Source organism: Quatrionicoccus australiensis (assembly GCF_020510525.1).
GTDB classification, from domain to species: Bacteria; Pseudomonadota; Gammaproteobacteria; order Burkholderiales; family Rhodocyclaceae; genus Azonexus; species Azonexus australiensis_B.
Genome location: NZ_CP075188.1, coordinates 2,747,650 through 2,764,948 on the forward strand (window position 1 = coordinate 2,747,650; position 17,299 = coordinate 2,764,948).

Annotated in this window: 12 protein-coding genes and 1 other RNA gene; 1 reads left to right on the forward strand and 12 read right to left on the reverse strand. The window is 62.0% G+C overall.

The annotated features are described in order from the left end of the window. Positions 1-40: 40 nt before the first annotated feature. The 9 genes from KI612_RS13230 to ssrA form a co-directional block, all read right to left on the reverse strand. A complete protein-coding gene (locus KI612_RS13230; protein ID WP_226440546.1) occupies positions 41-1,639 on the reverse strand; it encodes an FAD-dependent oxidoreductase in 1,599 nt (532 codons plus the stop codon). Position 1,640: 1 nt separating this feature from the next. Further along, positions 1,641-3,044, reverse strand: coding sequence for a coniferyl aldehyde dehydrogenase (locus KI612_RS13235; RefSeq protein WP_226440547.1), 1,404 nt, complete (start codon positions 3,042-3,044; stop codon positions 1,641-1,643). Positions 3,045-3,133: 89 nt separating this feature from the next. Then, on the reverse strand, positions 3,134-5,041 hold the full coding sequence (locus KI612_RS13240) for a 3-hydroxyacyl-CoA dehydrogenase NAD-binding domain-containing protein (RefSeq protein WP_226440548.1): 1,908 nt from the start codon (positions 5,039-5,041) through the stop codon (positions 3,134-3,136). Positions 5,042-5,051: 10 nt separating this feature from the next. Continuing rightward, entirely contained in the window at positions 5,052-5,993 is a 942-nt protein-coding gene (locus tag KI612_RS13245) for a DegV family protein (RefSeq protein WP_226440549.1), read from the reverse strand. A 2-nt stretch (positions 5,994-5,995) separates the two neighbouring features. Then, a complete protein-coding gene (locus KI612_RS13250; protein ID WP_226440550.1) occupies positions 5,996-7,282 on the reverse strand; it encodes an acetyl-CoA C-acetyltransferase in 1,287 nt (428 codons plus the stop codon). 3 nt (positions 7,283-7,285) lie between these two features. Beyond that, complete coding sequence (locus KI612_RS13255; RefSeq protein WP_226440551.1) at positions 7,286-9,640, reverse strand: acyl-CoA dehydrogenase; 2,355 nt, start codon at positions 9,638-9,640, stop codon at positions 7,286-7,288. Between the two features lie 33 nt (positions 9,641-9,673). Continuing rightward, positions 9,674-10,387 (reverse strand): TetR/AcrR family transcriptional regulator, encoded by a 714-nt coding sequence (locus tag KI612_RS13260; RefSeq protein WP_226440552.1) that lies wholly within the window; start codon positions 10,385-10,387, stop codon positions 9,674-9,676. Between the two features lie 299 nt (positions 10,388-10,686). Further along, on the reverse strand, positions 10,687-11,004 hold the full coding sequence (locus KI612_RS13265; protein WP_226440553.1) for a DUF5710 domain-containing protein: 318 nt from the start codon (positions 11,002-11,004) through the stop codon (positions 10,687-10,689). Positions 11,005-11,122: 118 nt separating this feature from the next. Then, positions 11,123-11,455, reverse strand: a transfer-messenger RNA (tmRNA) gene (gene ssrA, locus KI612_RS13270). Positions 11,456-11,541: 86 nt separating this feature from the next. On the opposite strand from ssrA, the gene KI612_RS13275 reads away from it, so the two are divergent. Then, entirely contained in the window at positions 11,542-12,102 is a 561-nt protein-coding gene (locus KI612_RS13275) for an OmpH family outer membrane protein (protein WP_226440554.1), read from the forward strand. Positions 12,103-12,423: 321 nt separating this feature from the next. Here KI612_RS13275 and KI612_RS13280 read toward each other — a convergent pair whose 3' ends face one another. Genes KI612_RS13280 through KI612_RS13290 form a run of 3 tightly spaced genes read right to left on the reverse strand, consistent with a single transcriptional unit; the run spans position 12,424 to position 17,297 of the window. Further along, on the reverse strand, positions 12,424-13,800 hold the full coding sequence (locus tag KI612_RS13280; RefSeq protein WP_226440555.1) for a phosphomannomutase/phosphoglucomutase: 1,377 nt from the start codon (positions 13,798-13,800) through the stop codon (positions 12,424-12,426). A gap of 36 nt (positions 13,801-13,836) precedes the next feature. Next, positions 13,837-15,783 carry a bifunctional diguanylate cyclase/phosphodiesterase gene (locus KI612_RS13285; protein WP_226440556.1) on the reverse strand — a complete coding sequence of 649 codons (1,947 nt, stop codon included), beginning with the start codon at positions 15,781-15,783 and terminating at the stop codon, positions 13,837-13,839. Then, complete coding sequence (locus KI612_RS13290) at positions 15,783-17,297, reverse strand: O-antigen ligase family protein (protein ID WP_226440557.1); 1,515 nt, start codon at positions 17,295-17,297, stop codon at positions 15,783-15,785. The genes KI612_RS13285 and KI612_RS13290 overlap by 1 nt, the downstream gene beginning before the upstream one ends. Positions 17,298-17,299 lie beyond the last annotated feature (2 nt).

Consider the following 17,299-nt stretch of genomic DNA (forward strand, 5'->3'; position numbering starts at 1 on the left):
CCTTTAAAGCCTTTTAAAACAAGGCTAACGAGCTGATCTATCAGCCAGAACGTGGCGTCACCTGCGCCATGATGTATTCGCTGATGGCCGTAATTGACAGCGAGGGATTGACTCCGGGATTGGCCGAAATCATCGATCCATCGCAAACCAGCGCGTTTTCGTAACCGAACAGACGCCCCACCCGGTCGATCACACCGGATTCGGGATCCGCCCCCATCACTGCGCCGCCGAGGATGTGGGCGGTCGAGGGAATGTTGAGCAGTTGCTCGGTAAACAAGGTGAATGGCTTGCCGCCCACCTCCTCGGCATAGAGACGGGCCAGCGCTTCGGCACGCGCAATGTGCGCCGCTGGCGGTGGCCCGACATCAAGCTCGGAGGCCAGACCGCCCAGCGCATTCAGGCGAAAGCGCAAGCTTGAGTCGAGATGCTGCATGAACAGCAGGATCTGGCTGTGCTTTGCCCAATGCCGGACGCTGGCGATGCGCAGATAGGCGAGCGGATGACACAGCAGCTCGCGCAGCATCTTGCCCAGACGGATGAACGCATTACTGCCATAGGCCATGGGCAACATGCCGAGGCGCCAGGTGCCCGAGCCCGCCCCGTAACGCACCGGTTCGAGATGGCTGTCCGGATCGGCATGCAGCACCGAACCGATGGCAATGCCCTGCGAGAAATCTTCGCCCGTCTGCGGCGTGGTCACCGCGATCAGGCATTCGTTGTTGGTCCGGACACCGCGCCCGAGCCGGGCGGAAATCGCCGGCATCGACGCTTGCCGCAGTTTGAGCAGCAACTTGACCGTACCCAGCGCCCCCGCTGAAAACACGATGCCACGTGCGCGCAGTATGCGCCGGCGCGGCCACCAGCGGGTCGAGTCCTGAACATGCACGACATAGCCCCGCTCGCCCGCCTCACCCAGCGGGCGAACGTCATCGACCTGCGTTTCGGCGAGTATGCGTGCGCCCTTCTGCTGCGCCAGATGCAGGTAATTCTTGTCGAGCGAGTTCTTGGCGTTATGCGGGCAGCCCGACATGCAGGCGCCGCAATGCCGGCATGGCGAGCGCGCGGGACCGGCCCCGGCAAAAAAGGGGTCGTCCACCTCGCGCCCGACCTCCTCCCCATGGCGGGCGAAGAAAATACCGACCTTTGAAGCATGAAACTCGTCGCTGCGCCCGATACGCGCGGCCACCCGTTCGAGCGCCCGGTCGCCGGGACCGGACTGCGGATTGTCGGCGGCGCCGAGCATCCGGTAAGCCGTCGCATAATGCGGCTTGAGCACGGCTTCCCAGTCATTGAGTCCGGCCCAGCTGCCCGAGTTGAAAAACTCGCTTTTCGGCACCGGCAAGGTTGCCGCATACACCAAAGAACCACCACCGACGCCCACCCCGGACAGCACGCTGACATGCCGGAAGAAGCTCAGTCGCATGATGCCGGTCAGCTTCAGTGATGGCAGCCAGATCCAGCGCCGCAGATTCCAGGTACTGCGCGCGAAATCCTCCGGCTTGAACCACTTGCCCTTTTCGACGACCAGGACCTTGTAGCCCTTTTCCGCCAGGCGCAGGGCACTGACCGAACCACCAAAGCCGCTGCCGACGACGATGTAGTCGTATTCGCAATCGAGATCGATATCTGGCGCTGCCATCTCAATCCCCCAGCATCAGGCGCAACAGGCGCCGGGCCCGTGCGCCATAGGGCGCAGCGAGCAGCGGCAAGGCATTGAAGCGGCTCTGACGAAAGATCGGGCGCAGCTTGGAGAAGGTAATGAAGCCTTCGCGGCCGTGGTAATGCCCCATGCCGCTGGCGCCGACGCCACCGAAAGGAAGATCGTCCTGCGCGACATGCAGCATGCAGTCGTTGACCGTAACGCCGCCCGAACGGGTCGCCGCAATCACCTGCTCGACACGGCGTCTATCGTTGTCGAAGACGTACAGTGCCAGCGGCCGCTCGCGTGCATTGATGAAACGGATGGCCGCGTCAGTATCGGCGTAGGAAATCACCGGTAGCAGCGGGCCGAAGATTTCCTCCTGCATGATCCGGCTGTCGAGCGGCACATCGAGCAATAGCTGCGGCATCAGGCGGCGCGCCCCGAGGTCGCCGCGGCCTTCGAACAGGGGCAGGCAGCGCGCCCCGGCCGCCCGCGCGTCTTCGAGCAGGCCGCACAGGCGGGCATGCTGGCGGGCGTTGATAATGCTGGTGTAGTCGGCCGTGCGACCATCGCCGTAGAGTACCGTTGCCGCCTTTTTCACGGCCGCCGCAAAAGCGGCTTCGGTCCCTTGTGGCAACAGCACATAATCAGGTGCGACGCAGGTCTGGCCGGCATTCAGGAGTTTGGCCATGGCGATGCGCCGCGCCGCCAGCTCGAGATCAAAGCCGGGCGCAATCAGCACCGGTGATTTGCCGCCGAGTTCGAGCGTCAGCGGCACCAGGGCATCCGCCGCCGTACGCATGACCTGCCGACCGACCGCCGTCGATCCGGTAAACAACAGGTGATCGAAAGGCAAGGCGGCAAAGGCCTGCGCTACCTCGACGCCCCCCTGAACCACGGCCAGTTCGTCAGCAGCGAAATAGGCGGCCACCCGTTCGGCGAACAGGGCGGAAAAGGCCGGCGTGAATTCCGAGAGCTTGAGCAGCGCCCGGTTGCCGGCCGCGAGCGCAGCGGTCAACGGGCCAATGGCAAGGAAAAGCGGATAGTTCCAGGGCACGATGATGCCCGCCACCCCGAGCGGCTGGTAACGCACGCGGGCCCGTCCGGGCTGGAACCAAATCGAGACATGCCGCCGCTCGTCGCGTATCCAGCGCTTGAGATGGCGCCGGGCGTGCGTGATGCCCTGCAGGCTGGGGAAAAACTCGAGCAGCGCCGTTTCGCTCGGCGAACGCCCGGCAAAGTCGCTGTCGATGGCCTGCGCAAACGCGGCGCGATTCTCGCGCAACAGACGCTCCAGACGGGCCAGACGATCCAGGCGAACTGCCAGCGTCGGCTCCGGTTCGGCGAGAAAAGCCTCGCGCTGCACATGCAGCAAGTTGGCAAGATGCTCGATACCGCTCATGCAGCCACCTTTCCAAACAAACAATGTGTCGTTTAGCCGGAACCCTTCGGTCCCGGCCAAACCGTTTCGACAGCAATCAGGCTTGCCGCTTATTTGCCCAAATTCAGCGGTCCACCGGTAAACGGTGCGAACCCGGTGCCGAAGATCACGCCGGCATCAGCCAGTTCGGCATCAGCCACGACACCGTCGGCAACCAGTTGCTCGACGCGCTCGATCAGCGGCCGGACCAGACTGTCGGCGAGACCGGCCGGCACGGCAGCGGCGCTGCCCTTGCTCGGCTTGCCATCGGTCCAGGCATAAAAACCCTGGCCGCTCTTCTTGCCGAGCTGACCGGCTTCGACCCGGCGCAACAGGCAGGCCGGCGCATCTGCGCCGCCCGCCAGTTGCTTGCCGGCAGCCATCGCGATGTCGAGGCCGACGGTGTCGATCAGTTCGATCGGGCCCATCGGCATGCCGAAAGCGAGCATTGCCTCATCCACCGTTTCCGGCGAAATTCCACGGTCGACCGCCCGCATCGCGGCCAGCATGTAGGGCGCCAGCACCGCATTGACCAGGAAGCCCGGCGCGCTCTTCACCGGCAGAGGCAATTTGTCGATCTGCCGCACAAAGGCGCAGGCGGCCTGCACCATCCGCGGATCGGCGCCCTCAGCCTCAACCACTTCGACGAGCGGCATCATCGCCACCGGATTGAAGAAATGGATGCCGACCAGGCGTTCCGGCCGGGCCAGCACCGTGCGCAGGTCTTCGAGGCGCAGGCTGGAGGTATTGGTGGCAAGCACCGCCCCCGCCTTCATGCGCGGCTCGAGCGCCGCGAACAGCGCGTGCTTGGCGGCGACATCCTCGAAAATGGCTTCGATGACGACATCGGCGTGCGGCACACCGTCGCCATGCACATCGGGAATCAGGCGATCGAAGGCAGAGCGTGCCTTGAGCGGATCGCGCAAGCGGCGTTCGAAAAGCTGGCGGGCGCGCTTGAGGGCCGGCCCCATGCGCTCCAGGCTCTGGTCCTGCAGCGTCACCGTCATGCCGCGCAGGGCGCACCAGGCGGCAATGTCGCCGCCCATGACGCCGGCGCCGATGACATGCACGCGCTGCGCCTTGAAGTCCGACTCCTTGCCGAAGGCCTTGAGGCGTTCCTGCATGAAGAAGACGCGCACCAGGTTGCGCGCCGTCGGCGAACGGATGATGCGATCGACGATTTCCGGCGCCGCCAGCGCATTGCCGTTGTGCTTCTGCCAGATGTCGATGATCGCGTACGGCGCCGGGTAATGTTCGGGCCGCGCCTTTTTCGCCACCTGCTTGCGCGCACCGCTCGCCACCACGCCCTTGAGCGGGCCGTTGAGCAGGCGCTGCAGCACAGGCAAGGACCGGCGCGGCTGGCCGGAGAGCACCAGCTGGCGGGCCGCCATTTCCATGATGCGCGGCGGCACGCAATCATCGGCGAGGCCGGTTTTCTTCGCTTTTTTCGCGTCGACCGTACGGCCGGTCAGCATCATGTCGAGTGCCGCCGCCGGACCGACCCGCTGCGGCAGACGCAGCATGCCGCCCCAGCCGGGGAAGATGCCGAGCATGACTTCGGGCAAGCCGAGCTTGGTCGACGGCTCGTCGATGGCGAGCAGATAGCGGCAGGCCAATGCCAGTTCCAGGCCACCGCCAAGGCAGTGACCACGGACCAGGGCCAGGGTCGGGTATTTGACCGCGGCCAGGCGGTTGAACAGTTCCCAGCCGCGCGCCACCAGCGCCCGCCCCTTTTCCGGGGTGTCGAGCTGGGTAAATTCGCCGATGTCGGCGCCGGCCACGAATCCGGCGTCCTTGCCGGAACGGATGATCAGCGCCTTCGGGGTGTAGACGTCGAGGCGGTCGAGGATTTGTGCCAGTTCGCCGGTCACCGCCGTGGACAGGGAATTCGCCGACTCGCCGCGCTTGTCGAGGATGGCCCAGGCGATACCTTCGGCATCGACTTCCAGGCGCCAGTGTTGCAGATCAAGATCGCTCATGTTTTTTGTCTCAGTGCATGCTTTGTTTGGCCGCGAAGGCCAGGGACAGGGCGCCGGGCCCGACGTTGACGGCCGCCGTCTTGCTCATCGGCGAGATCAGCAGGCTGACACCGTTGTCTTCGGCTTCTTTCGCCAGCTGGCGGTAACCGGGCAGGCGGGTAACCGCCACCGGCTCGCCGCCATAGCTGATACAGACGCTCGGCGCCTCAAGGCCGGCGAGCAGGCGTTGCGCCGCCAGCGAAAAAATCTTCTCGACGCCGGTTTCGAAGCCGCGCACCTTGTCGACCGTGCTGGTCACATCGCGGTTGCAATACAGGATGGGTTTGACGTCCAGCCACGAGCCCAGGGTGTAGGAACCCCAGCCGATGCTGGTATCGCCCTTGCGGGAAGCCCGCTTGTAAATATGGAACAGATCGGCCGGCACCAGATAGGTATGGGTGTGCTCGATCAGATGCTGCAGGCGCATGCCGATTTCGCTCGGTGTGCCGCCCAGGCGGATCAGGCGCACCGCTTCGGCAACCGGCACTGCCTGACCGGTAAACAGGTTGCGCGTCGATAAAACCGCCAGGCCGAAACGCTCGGTCATCCCGAGCGCGCGCCGGATCGGCTTGTAGCGGTTGAGGATGGCGCGCGAGGCCTGCATCGCATGCGTAAAGATCGGACTGCGCGTCGCCGTGATGGTCAGGCAGAACACATAGTCGTAGTCGATCACCAGACGCTCGAGAAACAGCATCTCGATCTGGGTCGGCGAATAGGGAATCGACTCGGCGAAATCCTCGCTCTTGCGATCCAGATGCGTCGCATAGAAATTCTGGGTCGCCCCCGGATCGCGCTGATCCTCGATCAGGTTCTCGCCAATGCGCAGCGTGATCGGCATCACCACCACATCGTGCCGGTCGAGAAACTCGCGCGGCAGATCGCAGGCGGAATCGACAACGATACCGATGCGCATCGTCAGTTCGCCGCCTCGACCAGCATCGCGCCGCCCAGGCCGCCGCCGATGCAGATCGTGGCAATGCCGCGTTTGGCCTGTTGCCGGCGCAGCACATGCAGCAGGTGCAGCACGATGCGCGCACCGGAAGCGCCGACCGGATGGCCGAGCGCCACGGCACCGCCGTCCACGTTGAGTTTCTCTTCGGCAATGCTGCCCAGCGCGCCGGGCAGACCAAGCTGCTCGCGGCAATAGGCGTCGGACTGCCAGGCCGCCTGGCAGCCCATGACCTGCGCCGCAAAGGCTTCGTTCAGTTCCCAGGCATCGATGTCGGCCAGACCGAGGCCATGCCGCTGCAGGATGGGCGTCGCCGCATGCACCGGGCCGAGGCCCATCTGCGCCGGATCGAGACCGGACCACTGGCTGTCGACGATCTTGCCGAGCGGCTTCAGGTTCCACTTCTGCACGGCCTCTTCCGAGGCCAGGATCAGCCAGGCGGCGCCGTCGGTGATCTGCGAACTGTTGGCGGCCGTGATGTTGCCGTACTTCTTGTCGAAGAAGGGCTTGAGCTTGGCCATGCCGGCCATGCTGGCGTCGGCACGCACGCCGTCATCCTCGGCATAGACCTTGCCGTTGCCGTCGACCACCGGCACGATCTCATCCAAATGACCAGCCACGCGCGACGCCAGCGCGCGCTGGTGGCTGCGCACGGCGAATTCGTCCATCTGCTGCCGGCTGATGCCGAACTTCCAGGCCAGATTCTCGGCAGTCTGGCCCATCAGCAGGCCAACCACCGGATCGGTGAGGCCCTTCATCAGGCCAATCACCGGGCTCAGCAAGGCGCCCGGCTTCAATTTCAAAAAGTGCCCGATTTTCTGGTTGACCGTGCGCAAGCTCATCATGCCGGCGAACCAGCACACCATCGTGTCCGAATAGAGCAAGGGCGCGCGTGACAGCGCGTCCACACCACCGGCCAGGATCAGCTCGGCACGGCCGCACTGGATGTTGGCGATGGCCGAATCGAGCGCCTGCATACCGCTGGCGCAATTCCTCATCACCGTCCAGCCCGGCACCTTGTTGCCGCAACCGAGGCGCAGCGCGACCATGCGGCCGATATTGGTCTCGTCCGGCGAGGGCGCGGCGCAGCCGAGAATCACCTCGTCGAGATCGGAGGGCAGGAACGGCTGGCGCAGCAGCAGCGCCCGTCCGGCCTGGGTTGCCAGGTCGGAGGCCGCGAACGGCCCCGGCCCCTTCTGCGCCTTCAAAAACGGCGTCCGCGCGCCGTCGACCACGTAGATCGTCTTGCCCATGATTTACGCCGCCATCCGGTCGCTGGCCGGCTTGTTGGCCGTCGCCACGTTGTAGTCGAAGGGGAAGTCATCGACCTGGACGACGATGTCGCGCAGGTGGTTGCGCCGCTTCATGATCTCGAACTCGGCAGCATTGATGACGCCCGCCTCGAAGGCGACGATGGCGATGTCGCGCACATTGGCCAGCGGATTGTTGGCAAACTTGCCATCCTTCTCGGCCGTACGGATCTTGGCCTCGATACCTTCGGCTTCGAGCGTCGCCTTGAGCGCCAGTTCGATGGCGCCGACCGGCTCGTTCTCGGTGAGCGGCAGGAAGCATTCGGCAGTCAGGCGGTTGCGGGTTGCCGACGGCGCAATCAGTGCCTTGGCGACCTGGTGGCCGACCGCGTCGGATGGCACGACATACGGATGCCCCCACGGGAAGATGGAACGCTGCAGAAAGGCGGCGATGAAGCGCACCGGGAAGTTGGCAATCACGCCGTCGAAGGCCTGCTGCGCCTTGTACATCGCATCCCAGATCGCCCAGTGGGCGAGCGGCGCGTCTTCCTTGTTGCGGCCTTCTTCCTCGTAGCGCTTGAGGGTGCAGGAAATCAGGTACATCTGCGCCAGGATGTCGCCCAGGCGGGCCGACAATTTTTCCCGGCGCTTGACGCTGCCGCCGAGCACCAGCAGGGAGATGTCGGACATGAAGGCAAAGGCCGCCGAGAAGCGCGTCAGTTGCTGGTAGTAGCGCTTCATTTCCGGTGCCGTATCGACGTTGACCGCTGCGAAATGCGAGCCGGTCAGGCCCAGCCAAAGGGCACGCAAACCGTTCTTGATGGTAAAGCCGATATGGCCGAACAGCGCCTTGTCGAAATCGACCAGGCCTTGCTTGGTATCCGGATTCTGCGCCGCCTGCATTTCCGGCAGCAGATACGGATGGCAGCGGATGGCGCCCTGGCCGAAGATGATCAGCGAGCGGGTCAGGATATTGGCGCCTTCGACGGTGATGCCGATCGGCACCTGCTGGTAGGCGCGGCCGAGGAAATTCGACGGGCCGAGGCAGATGCCCTTGCCGCCGATGATGTCCATGCCGTCGTTAACAACCTGGCGAGCCCGTTCGGTGACGTGGTACTTGGCAATGGCCGAGACCACCGACGGCTTTTCGCCGAGATCGACGGCGCCGGCCGTCATCTTGCGCACGGCGTCCATCATGTAAGTGTAGGCGCCGATGCGGGTCAGGCCTTCCTCGACACCCTCGAACTTGCCGACCGCCATCTTGAACTGGCTGCGGACGCGGGCATAGCCGCCAACGGCACGCGCCGTCATCTGCGCCATGCCGGTGTTGGACGACGGCAGCGAGATCGAGCGCCCGGCCGCCAGGCACTCCATCAGCATGCGCCAGCCCTGGCCGGCCATCGCCGGGCCGCCGATGATGAAATCGAGCGGCATGAAGACTTCCTTGCCACGCGTCGGGCCGTTCATGAACATCGCGTTGAGCGGGAAGTGACGGCGCCCGGTATCAACGCCCGGATGATCGTAAGGTACCAGCGCGCAGGTGATGCCGATATGTTTCTTGTCGCCGAGCAGGCCGTCCGGGTCATAGAGGTGGAAAGCCAGGCCGAACACCGTGCACACCGGGGCCAGCGTGATGTAACGCTTGTCCCAGTTGACGCGCATGCCGAGCACTTCCTTGCCCTGATACAGGCCCTTGCAGACGACGCCGCTATCGGGAATGGAGGCCGCATCGGAACCGGCCCACGGGCTGGTCAGCGCGAAGGCCGGCACTTCGATGCCCTTGGCCAGGCGCGGCAGGTAATGGTTTTTCTGTTCTTCGGTGCCGTAATGCAGCAGCAGTTCGGCCGGGCCGAGCGAATTCGGCACCATGACCGACACGGCAAGCGCCGAGGAGCGCGTCGACAGCTTGGTCACCACCTGCGAGTGCGCGTAGGCCGAGAACTCCAGGCCGCCGTACTTCTTCGGGATGATCATGCCGAGGAAGCCCTTGTCCTTGATATAGCGCCAGGTCTCGTTCGACAAGTCGTAAAGCTCGTGCGTCACCTTCCAGTCGTCAACCAGACGGCAGGCGGCCTCGACTTCATTGCTCATGAAGGCGGTTTCTTCGGCGGTCAGCTTCGGCTGCGGGTAGGCGTGCAGTTTCTGCCAGTCGGGTTTGCCGCGGAACAGCTCGCCCTCCCACCAGACACTGCCGGCTTCGAGCGCATCGCGCTCGGTGTCGGACATCTGCGGCAGAACCTTCCGGTAGGCGGAAAAAATGGGCCGGGTGACCAGGCTGCGGCGCAAGGGCCGCAACATGATCAACCCGGCCAAAACCACCAGGATGGCAATACCCAGCAGAGGGATGAGGTTTTGAAACATGCTGTTGTCTCCTTTTATTTTGGTTTTGGTCGTTTATTTGCTGTCGACCGCACCCGGAGGGGAAACCCCTGCGGATTCAGCATTGGAAAACTGCGGCAAAGGCGCACGCAGGCCGCCGAGCAGGAAGGACATCAGGCGCGGCACCAGGCGATCCAGGCGATCCGTCGAATCCGCCGCCTCGATCTGCCAGTCGGTGACCAGACGCAGGGCATCGGTCCCGGCAATGGCGTAGGAAGTGGCACCGAGCATGAAATGGAAGCGCCAGACGATCTCGGCCTTGGGTACATCGGGCAGCGCCTTGAACAGCGCTTCCTTGTAGCGGTCGACCACCGTGGCGTACTCGTGTGCGAGGAAGGTGCGGATGAATTCGGAAGGATCGGTCAGCGTGCGCCCCAGCAAACGCAGGAAGGTGATGCCGCCGCGCGCCTCGTCATCGGCCATGCGCAGCAGGGTGCCGAAAAAGCCATCGACGATCAGCGAAGGCTTGACCGGCTTGCCACCTGCCTCGCTCTCGTAAACGTTGAGCACGCGCAGGCGCTCTTCGTTCAACCAGTCGAGACGGCGCCGGAAAACTTCCTGCATCAGCGACTCCTTGGAGCCAAAGTGATAATTCACCGCCGCCAGATTGACCCCGGCACCACCCGTAATCTGGCGCATCGACGTACCATCGTAGCCGTGCGCCATGAAAAGCTGCTCGGCTGCATCCAGAATGCGTTCGCGCGTATCGACTGACTTCACTTCTGCCATGGCATCACCTGTTATTTGTTGTTGTGATTCATACGTTCGTTTGAATCATAGGGGAAAATGCCTGCGCCCTGCAAGCACTTTTATTGCAAAAGGAATTTTACGTCACCGCCCGAAGTGGCGGCGCATTGTTGCCGGCAGCCTGCACAGGCCACGGCACAGCCGGTCAGCTCAAGAAAAAGCGCTTGCCGGCGCGGAGCAGCCAGCGCAAACAGCGCGATTCGCGAAGCGGAAAATTGCGCCAGCAAGCGGGTCGACCGCTAACGGCCGCTGATCGGCCAAAGACTTGACGCTGCTAGCGCTCAGAGACCCGATACAAACGCGAAGGGGCGGCATTGATCGCACAACTCCCAGGGCGGACAGGCACACACCGACGGGTGCGCCACATAGGCACTCCCCTGCATCGCCTTGCCCGTACTGACCTGCCGCGCGCCCGCTGCCGAGACTTGCCCCGACGCGCCACCTGCCGAATCGGCACGCGGTGTCGGCGCCCATTTGGCAAATGGCGCCAGATCCAGCTTGTCTTCGACATACCAGACCTTGCGCGCCGCATCCCAACGCGCTCCGAGCTTCTTTGCCGCATCCTTCTCGGCAAAGGGAACCTTCAAATCCATTTTCATCGCGTTTCCACCCGGAGTTTCTTGATCAGGACCAGCCCAAGGGGGCCAGCTTTGCTGTAAAGCGTGCGCATTATAAAGAATCCCCGGAGAGGAAACAGGCACGCAGGCTTTGCAGACGTGACAACGGGGACCGAAGTCCCCGTCGGCTGTCTTTGGTAACAAGGCTCCAGCAGCCCCGGCTAGCCGTTTTTAGGCGGCGATAGCGAAATGCTCATCGTTGGCATTTATAGGATTTGCGCGGATTACGTCCGTCGCCTGTCGAGTTGCCTGCTTACCTTCGCCCGCCCTGTCGAAACCGGGACATCCCCATCAAAAAAGCACTGTATCAATGCGCTTTTGGTGGAGATGGGGGGAATCGAACCCCCGTCCAGAACGCCTCCAGCTTGCCGGAATTACAACCATGCCTTGATTATGGGGGCAGGCCTCCCTTTAATCAAGATACGCGTAAAATTCACGGCACACCGCGCCATTTGCCCATCCACTGCCATCCACTCGGCGACAGACTCCTGACCATCGTTTTCGGCGACAATCAAACTGTTGACCGTCAACCACGCAGCATTTCCCAACCCACCTCAAGATATATCTCCCGCCATGCAACAGAGCACACCCCGCACACTGGCACTAGCCGCGCTGGTCGCCCTCTTCTCCTCCACGGCATTCGCCGAAGGCACGAAAATCGCCTTCATCAACTCGGAACGAATCGTCAGGGAAGCGCCGGCATCGATCCTGGCCAGCAAGAAAATCGAAGGCGAGTTCAGCGCACGTCAGGCAGAACTGCAGCGCAGCGCCAACGAACTGGCTGAAAAGCAAACGTATCTCGCCGAGAAAAAGGGCTCATTGTCGGAAAGCATGCTGCGCAGTAAGGAAAGCGAGATCAAGGATCTCACCATTTCCTTCGAGCGCCGCCAGCGCGAATTCCGGGAAGAGCTGCAAGCCCGCCAGATCGAAGCCACCTCGGGAATCCTTGAGAAAGCCAACGAAGCGATCCAGCGCCTCGCCAAAAAAGAAAATCTGGACATGGTGATTCAGGATGCCGTGTCAGTATCCCAAGGCGTTGATATTACTGACCGCGTACTGAAACTGATGGCCGAAGAGTAATAAACCAGCCCAGGCGGCCGGCCGGACAAACATCCGGCAAAACCCCGGCTGACTGAAAGCAGCCGCGCCGCGAAACTGGCTGGCACAGCGGCGGCCTTCCACCGTAAGGCCACCCGCATCACGCACTCAGAAGCTGTTCATGATTTTTCGCTTGTCATTCAAACCCCTCCCCAACCCTCCCCTTATCAGGGTAGGGAGCTCGCCGATGTGCAACTTGGGCTGCTCCTCCCCTGTCAAGGGGAGGTCGGGAGGGGTTTTACAGATGTGTCAAATGATGCCATAGCCTGGTTTCATGACTTTCGGAAGAAAGTGAACAGCTTCTCAGAACGGCAGCGAAATCCCCGGCCAGAGCGCCGTCAGCGCCGTCCGGAAAGCGCCCTGGATGCGCTCCAGCGCGGCATCGTTGTCGGCCTCGAAACGCAGCACGACGACTGGCGTGGTATTTGAGGGCCGGGCCAGACCGAAGCCATCCGGATATTCAACGCGCACGCCGTCGATGGTGATCATTTCCACCGAACCGGGGAACTGCCCTTCGGCCTTGAGCTTGTCGATCAGCGTAAAAGGCTCGCCTTCGGCCATCTTGATATTGAGTTCGGGCGTCGAGGGCGAATTCGGCAGCTTTTTGAGCTCCGCATTGGCGTCGACCGTACGCGCCAGGATTTCGAGCAGGCGGGCACCGGTGTAAAGACCATCGTCGAAACCGTACCAGCGCTCCTTGAAGAAGGTGTGGCCGGACATCTCGCCGGCCAGCGGCGCGCCGGTTTCCTTGAGCTTGGCCTTGACCAGCGCATGGCCGGTATTCCACATCAGCGGCTCGCCACCATGCTGGCGAATCCACGGCGCCAGCAAGCGGGTGCATTTGACGTCGTAAATGATGGTGCCACCCGGCACGCGCGACAGCACATCGGCCGCAAACAGCATCAGCTGGCGGTCCGGATAAATGATCTCGCCATCCTTGGTGACCACGCCGAGACGGTCGCCGTCGCCATCGAAGGCAATACCGATTTCGGCATCGGTTTCCTGGAGCGCCTTGATGACATCGGCCAGGTTTTCCGGCTTGGACGGGTCCGGATGGTGATTGGGGAAATTGCCATCGACTTCGCAAAAGAGCGGCACGATCTCGCAACCCAGACGCTTGAACAACTCCGGCGCAATCGCCCCCGCCACGCCATTGCCGCAATCCATGACAATCTTCATTGGCCGCGCCAGCTTGACGTCACCGACGATCTTTTCGACATAGGCCGGCAGCACATTGGCACTGCGACGCTCGCCCTTGCCGTGGCGCAAATCGCCGGACTCGGCACGGCGCTTCAGATTCTGGATCGCCTCCAGCGCCAGCGTCGTACCGCCGATAACCATTTTCAGACCGTTGTAGTCCGGCGGATTGTGGCTGCCGGTCACCGAAACGCAGGAATGGCAGCCCAGTTCATAGGCGGCAAAATAAGTCACCGGCGTCGGCACGCAACCCACATCGATCGCATCGACCCCGGCCGCGCAGATACCGTCCATCAACGCCCCGGCCAGCTCCGGGCCGGACAGGCGGCCATCGCGACCGACTGCAATTGCCGTCTGGCCCTGCTCTGCAGCGAGCGAGCCCAAGGCATGGCCGATCCGGCGGACAACGTCAGCCGTCAGCGATTTATTGACGATGCCCCGAATGTCGTAGGCCTTGAAAATCTCTGCAGGTAGCTTGGTCATGAATCAGGTCCGAAATGAATGATGGAAAACGATGAATCAGGAATTGATCTGGTCAGCCGACGGCGCACCGAAGTGATAGCCCTGGCCGCCAGCGATCTTGTCGTTGATCAGTTGCTCGACCTGATCGGCATTCTCGACGCCCTGGGCGATCACCTCGACCTCCAGCGAACGCGCCAGCGTCACGATGGACTTGAGGAGCGAATGGGCGCTGTCGCTGACCGGCACTTCCTGGACCAGGCCGGTATCGAGTTTGATGTAATCGGGCGGCACTTCGCGCAGGATCTGCAGCGAGTTCGGTGCCAGACCGAAGTGGTCGATACCGAAACGCGCCTGATGCTCACGCACCAGCGCGGCAAAACGGCGTGTCGCCTCGACGTCGATCGAACAGCCGTACTCGGTCAGTTCGAAAGACAGACGAGCCGCCAGCGGCCCAAGGCGGTTGAGGCGACCGGCCAGCCACTTGACGAAACTGCCGCTCTCCAGACTCTGCGTCGACATATTGACGGCAAGGTGGGTCGTTGAAGTCGCATCCGCCTCAAGAATCCGGAAAACCAGCTCAAGCAATGCCTGGTCGATATCGGCCATCAGGTGATGGCGCAAGGCCATCGGCAGGAATTTCGACGCCGGCACCAGGTGGCCATCCTTGCCGACCAAACGGGTCATGATTTCATGGTGGATCAGGTGCCGGGTTTCGAGCGAAACCACCGGTTGACCGAGCAGCGTCCAGCGATTCTCGGTCAATGCGTTCTGGATCAACTCGCGCCAGGCCAGCGAACCGATCGACACGTCGCTGCCCTCGTCCTCGATCAGCAACTGCAGTGCATTACGCCCTGACTGGCGAGCCGTCTCGATAGCCAGGTCCAGCCTTGCCATGACCTGCGAACGCTTGTCGCCCTTGTTGAAATTGACCACACCGAGGCTGAACGAAACATCTTCCTCGCCGGCGGCGCGCTCGATCTCGGCACGCAACTCGCGGCAAAGGCCTGAAATCCCCGGCGTATCGAGTCCGAGCACGACAAAGCCGAACGACGTACCGCCGATCCGCCCGAGAATCACCGCGCGCTGACCAAGCAGCTCGCTGGCGATCCGGGTCAGCGACACCAGCAGCGCATTACCGCGCTGGTAGCTGGTCTCGGTATTGAATTCCTTGAGGTTATTCACTTCCAGACCAATCAGCGAACCGTCGGAGAAATGAACGTCACCCTCAAGCAACTGGTTGAAACGCAGATCGAAACTGCGCCGGTTATCCAGCCCGGTCACTTCGTCCTGGTAAGCCTCACGACGGAACGCGTCGGCACGCCGGGTTTCGCCATCGAGAATCTCGGCAATGCGCCGCGACATGCCATTCATCGCCTTGACCACGCGCAGCAGCTCAAGCGCCTTGGGCACAATCCCGATCTGTCCGAAACGCCGCTCCTGGATCTCCAGTGCGGTACGCTCGATGGCCGACAGCGGCAGCAGGATCCAGCGCAGCACCATGCGCGAAAGCAGAATCGCCACCACATAGGCCAGCAGCATCCAGCCGGCAGTTTCCAGGCAGGACGACCACAAATGCTGATAGGCGTAGGTTGGCTGCGAAATCACCACGACCCGGCCCAACTGGCGCCAGCCGGACGACACCAGCGCCTCGCCTGGCGGTGCTTGCAGGCTGATCAGGGACGAGAACCACAGCGGCACACCTTCGATCTTGGCCGGCAACTCACGATCGACAATCGATGAACCATCGGTCGCTCGCACCGTAATCCGCTGAAAATAGCCGCGGTCGAACAGCGTAGAAACCTGAATCGACGCCAGCCCGGCATCGCCCTTGCCCAGCGACTGTGAGAGCGGATAGGACAGGGAGGACGCAGCATCCTGCGCATGCGACCCCAGTTGCTGCTCAAGATAGCTCCGCGTGCTCTGGATGCCGGCCGCAATCAGGCCAACAAAAACCAGCAAAAAAACCGCTGAAATACCGATCAGCAACTGTCGCTTCAAAGTCATTACGCCACTCCCTGCATGCCCGAACGATAGGTGGATTTGCCTCTGGAACTCGAACTACGCCGCTCTTTTCCGCCAGAAGCCGTGCCGCCGCCCGGCAACTCACTCGCCAACCAGGCCATCGCCATCACCAGCACCAATAGCAAGGCATTGGCCGGTAACTGCAAATTGAAATCCACCGTGCTGTGAATCGCCAAGGCCACAATTGTCATCAACGAACCAAAAGCAATACCTCGCGGCAAGCTTGAGCGCCTGCGCAACAGAATCTTCACGGCAACCGCAGCGGTCAACAACACAAAACCACCCAAAATGCCCAACCCCAGCAAGCCATTGTCGGCCGCCAGTTCGACATAGTCGTTGTGAGCGTGATCCCAATAGGACTCACGCGGGGTACGGTAACGCAAATATGTGTTGTAGAAGCTGCCAGCCCCCGTTCCGAACACGGGAAAATCCGGCACGATCTCTGCAGCATGCCGGGCAACATCGGTACGCAACTCGACCGACTCCTCCTTGGCGCCAATCTCCTGCACGATAGCCGTCTCGCGCACCCGGTTTACAACCTTCTCCAGCCCCACCCAGGAACCAATAACCAGCACATCGATAACGACCAGGCTGGCAATCAGCCCGATGGTGGCAGGCGACAACTTGCGCGACAACACGATGGTGAGCAGGCCGACAATCAGCATTGCGGCGAAAAATCCGGCATTTCCCATGCGCGAACGGGTCAACACCAGGGCAATCACCATGATGACCAGCATCATCCGCAAACGCATTTTAGGGCTGAGGATAAAATCAAAAACCTTGACCAGTTTGTGACGCCAGTTGCCACGCTGCCCCGGCTCCGTCCCCAGGCGCGCCAGCATCAGGCCAATACCGACCGACAGGCAAAGCTCCATGTAGCCGGCAAAGTGATTATGGTAACCAAACGTACCAAACAAGCGGGTATGAGCAATATCGAAAAAGAAAACCCGGTAAGTCGCCCCTACCGAAAAAAGCAGCACCCCGATCACCGCCTGGAACAAACCGGCACAGACGATGGCCAGCGCCATGAAATCGAGTCGTTGATCGTCGCGCACGGTGAGCAAGGCAACGATAAAGCAGGAAAAATAGGCAAACGACAGCGCAGCATAAATTTGCGTCTGGAACGTATCCAGACTTAGCTGCAAGGCAGAAATGCCTTGCTCGACGCGCAGGGCTTCTGGCGACACCACGGCTAAAACACCTGCGGGCAGCGGCAAAAGCTGTATCCAGGGCAAGGCTGCAAACAGGCCAAGCAAAAGAACAGGCCATTTGAACAGGGTCAGACGCGCGAAAGCAGCATCTGCTGCATGCCGCCAGGCAAACATGGCGCCAAACAGCAAAACCTGTGACCACAGAACCAGAACACCAACAGCCCAGGTTCGATTGCTGCCCAAAGGAAGTGGCGCCCAGAAAAGCAGGAGAAGCAAACCTGCAAACAACCAGCGGTCATTCACGCCAAAGTTTGAGGTGGATCGAGCAGACGAAACAGTGTTCATTT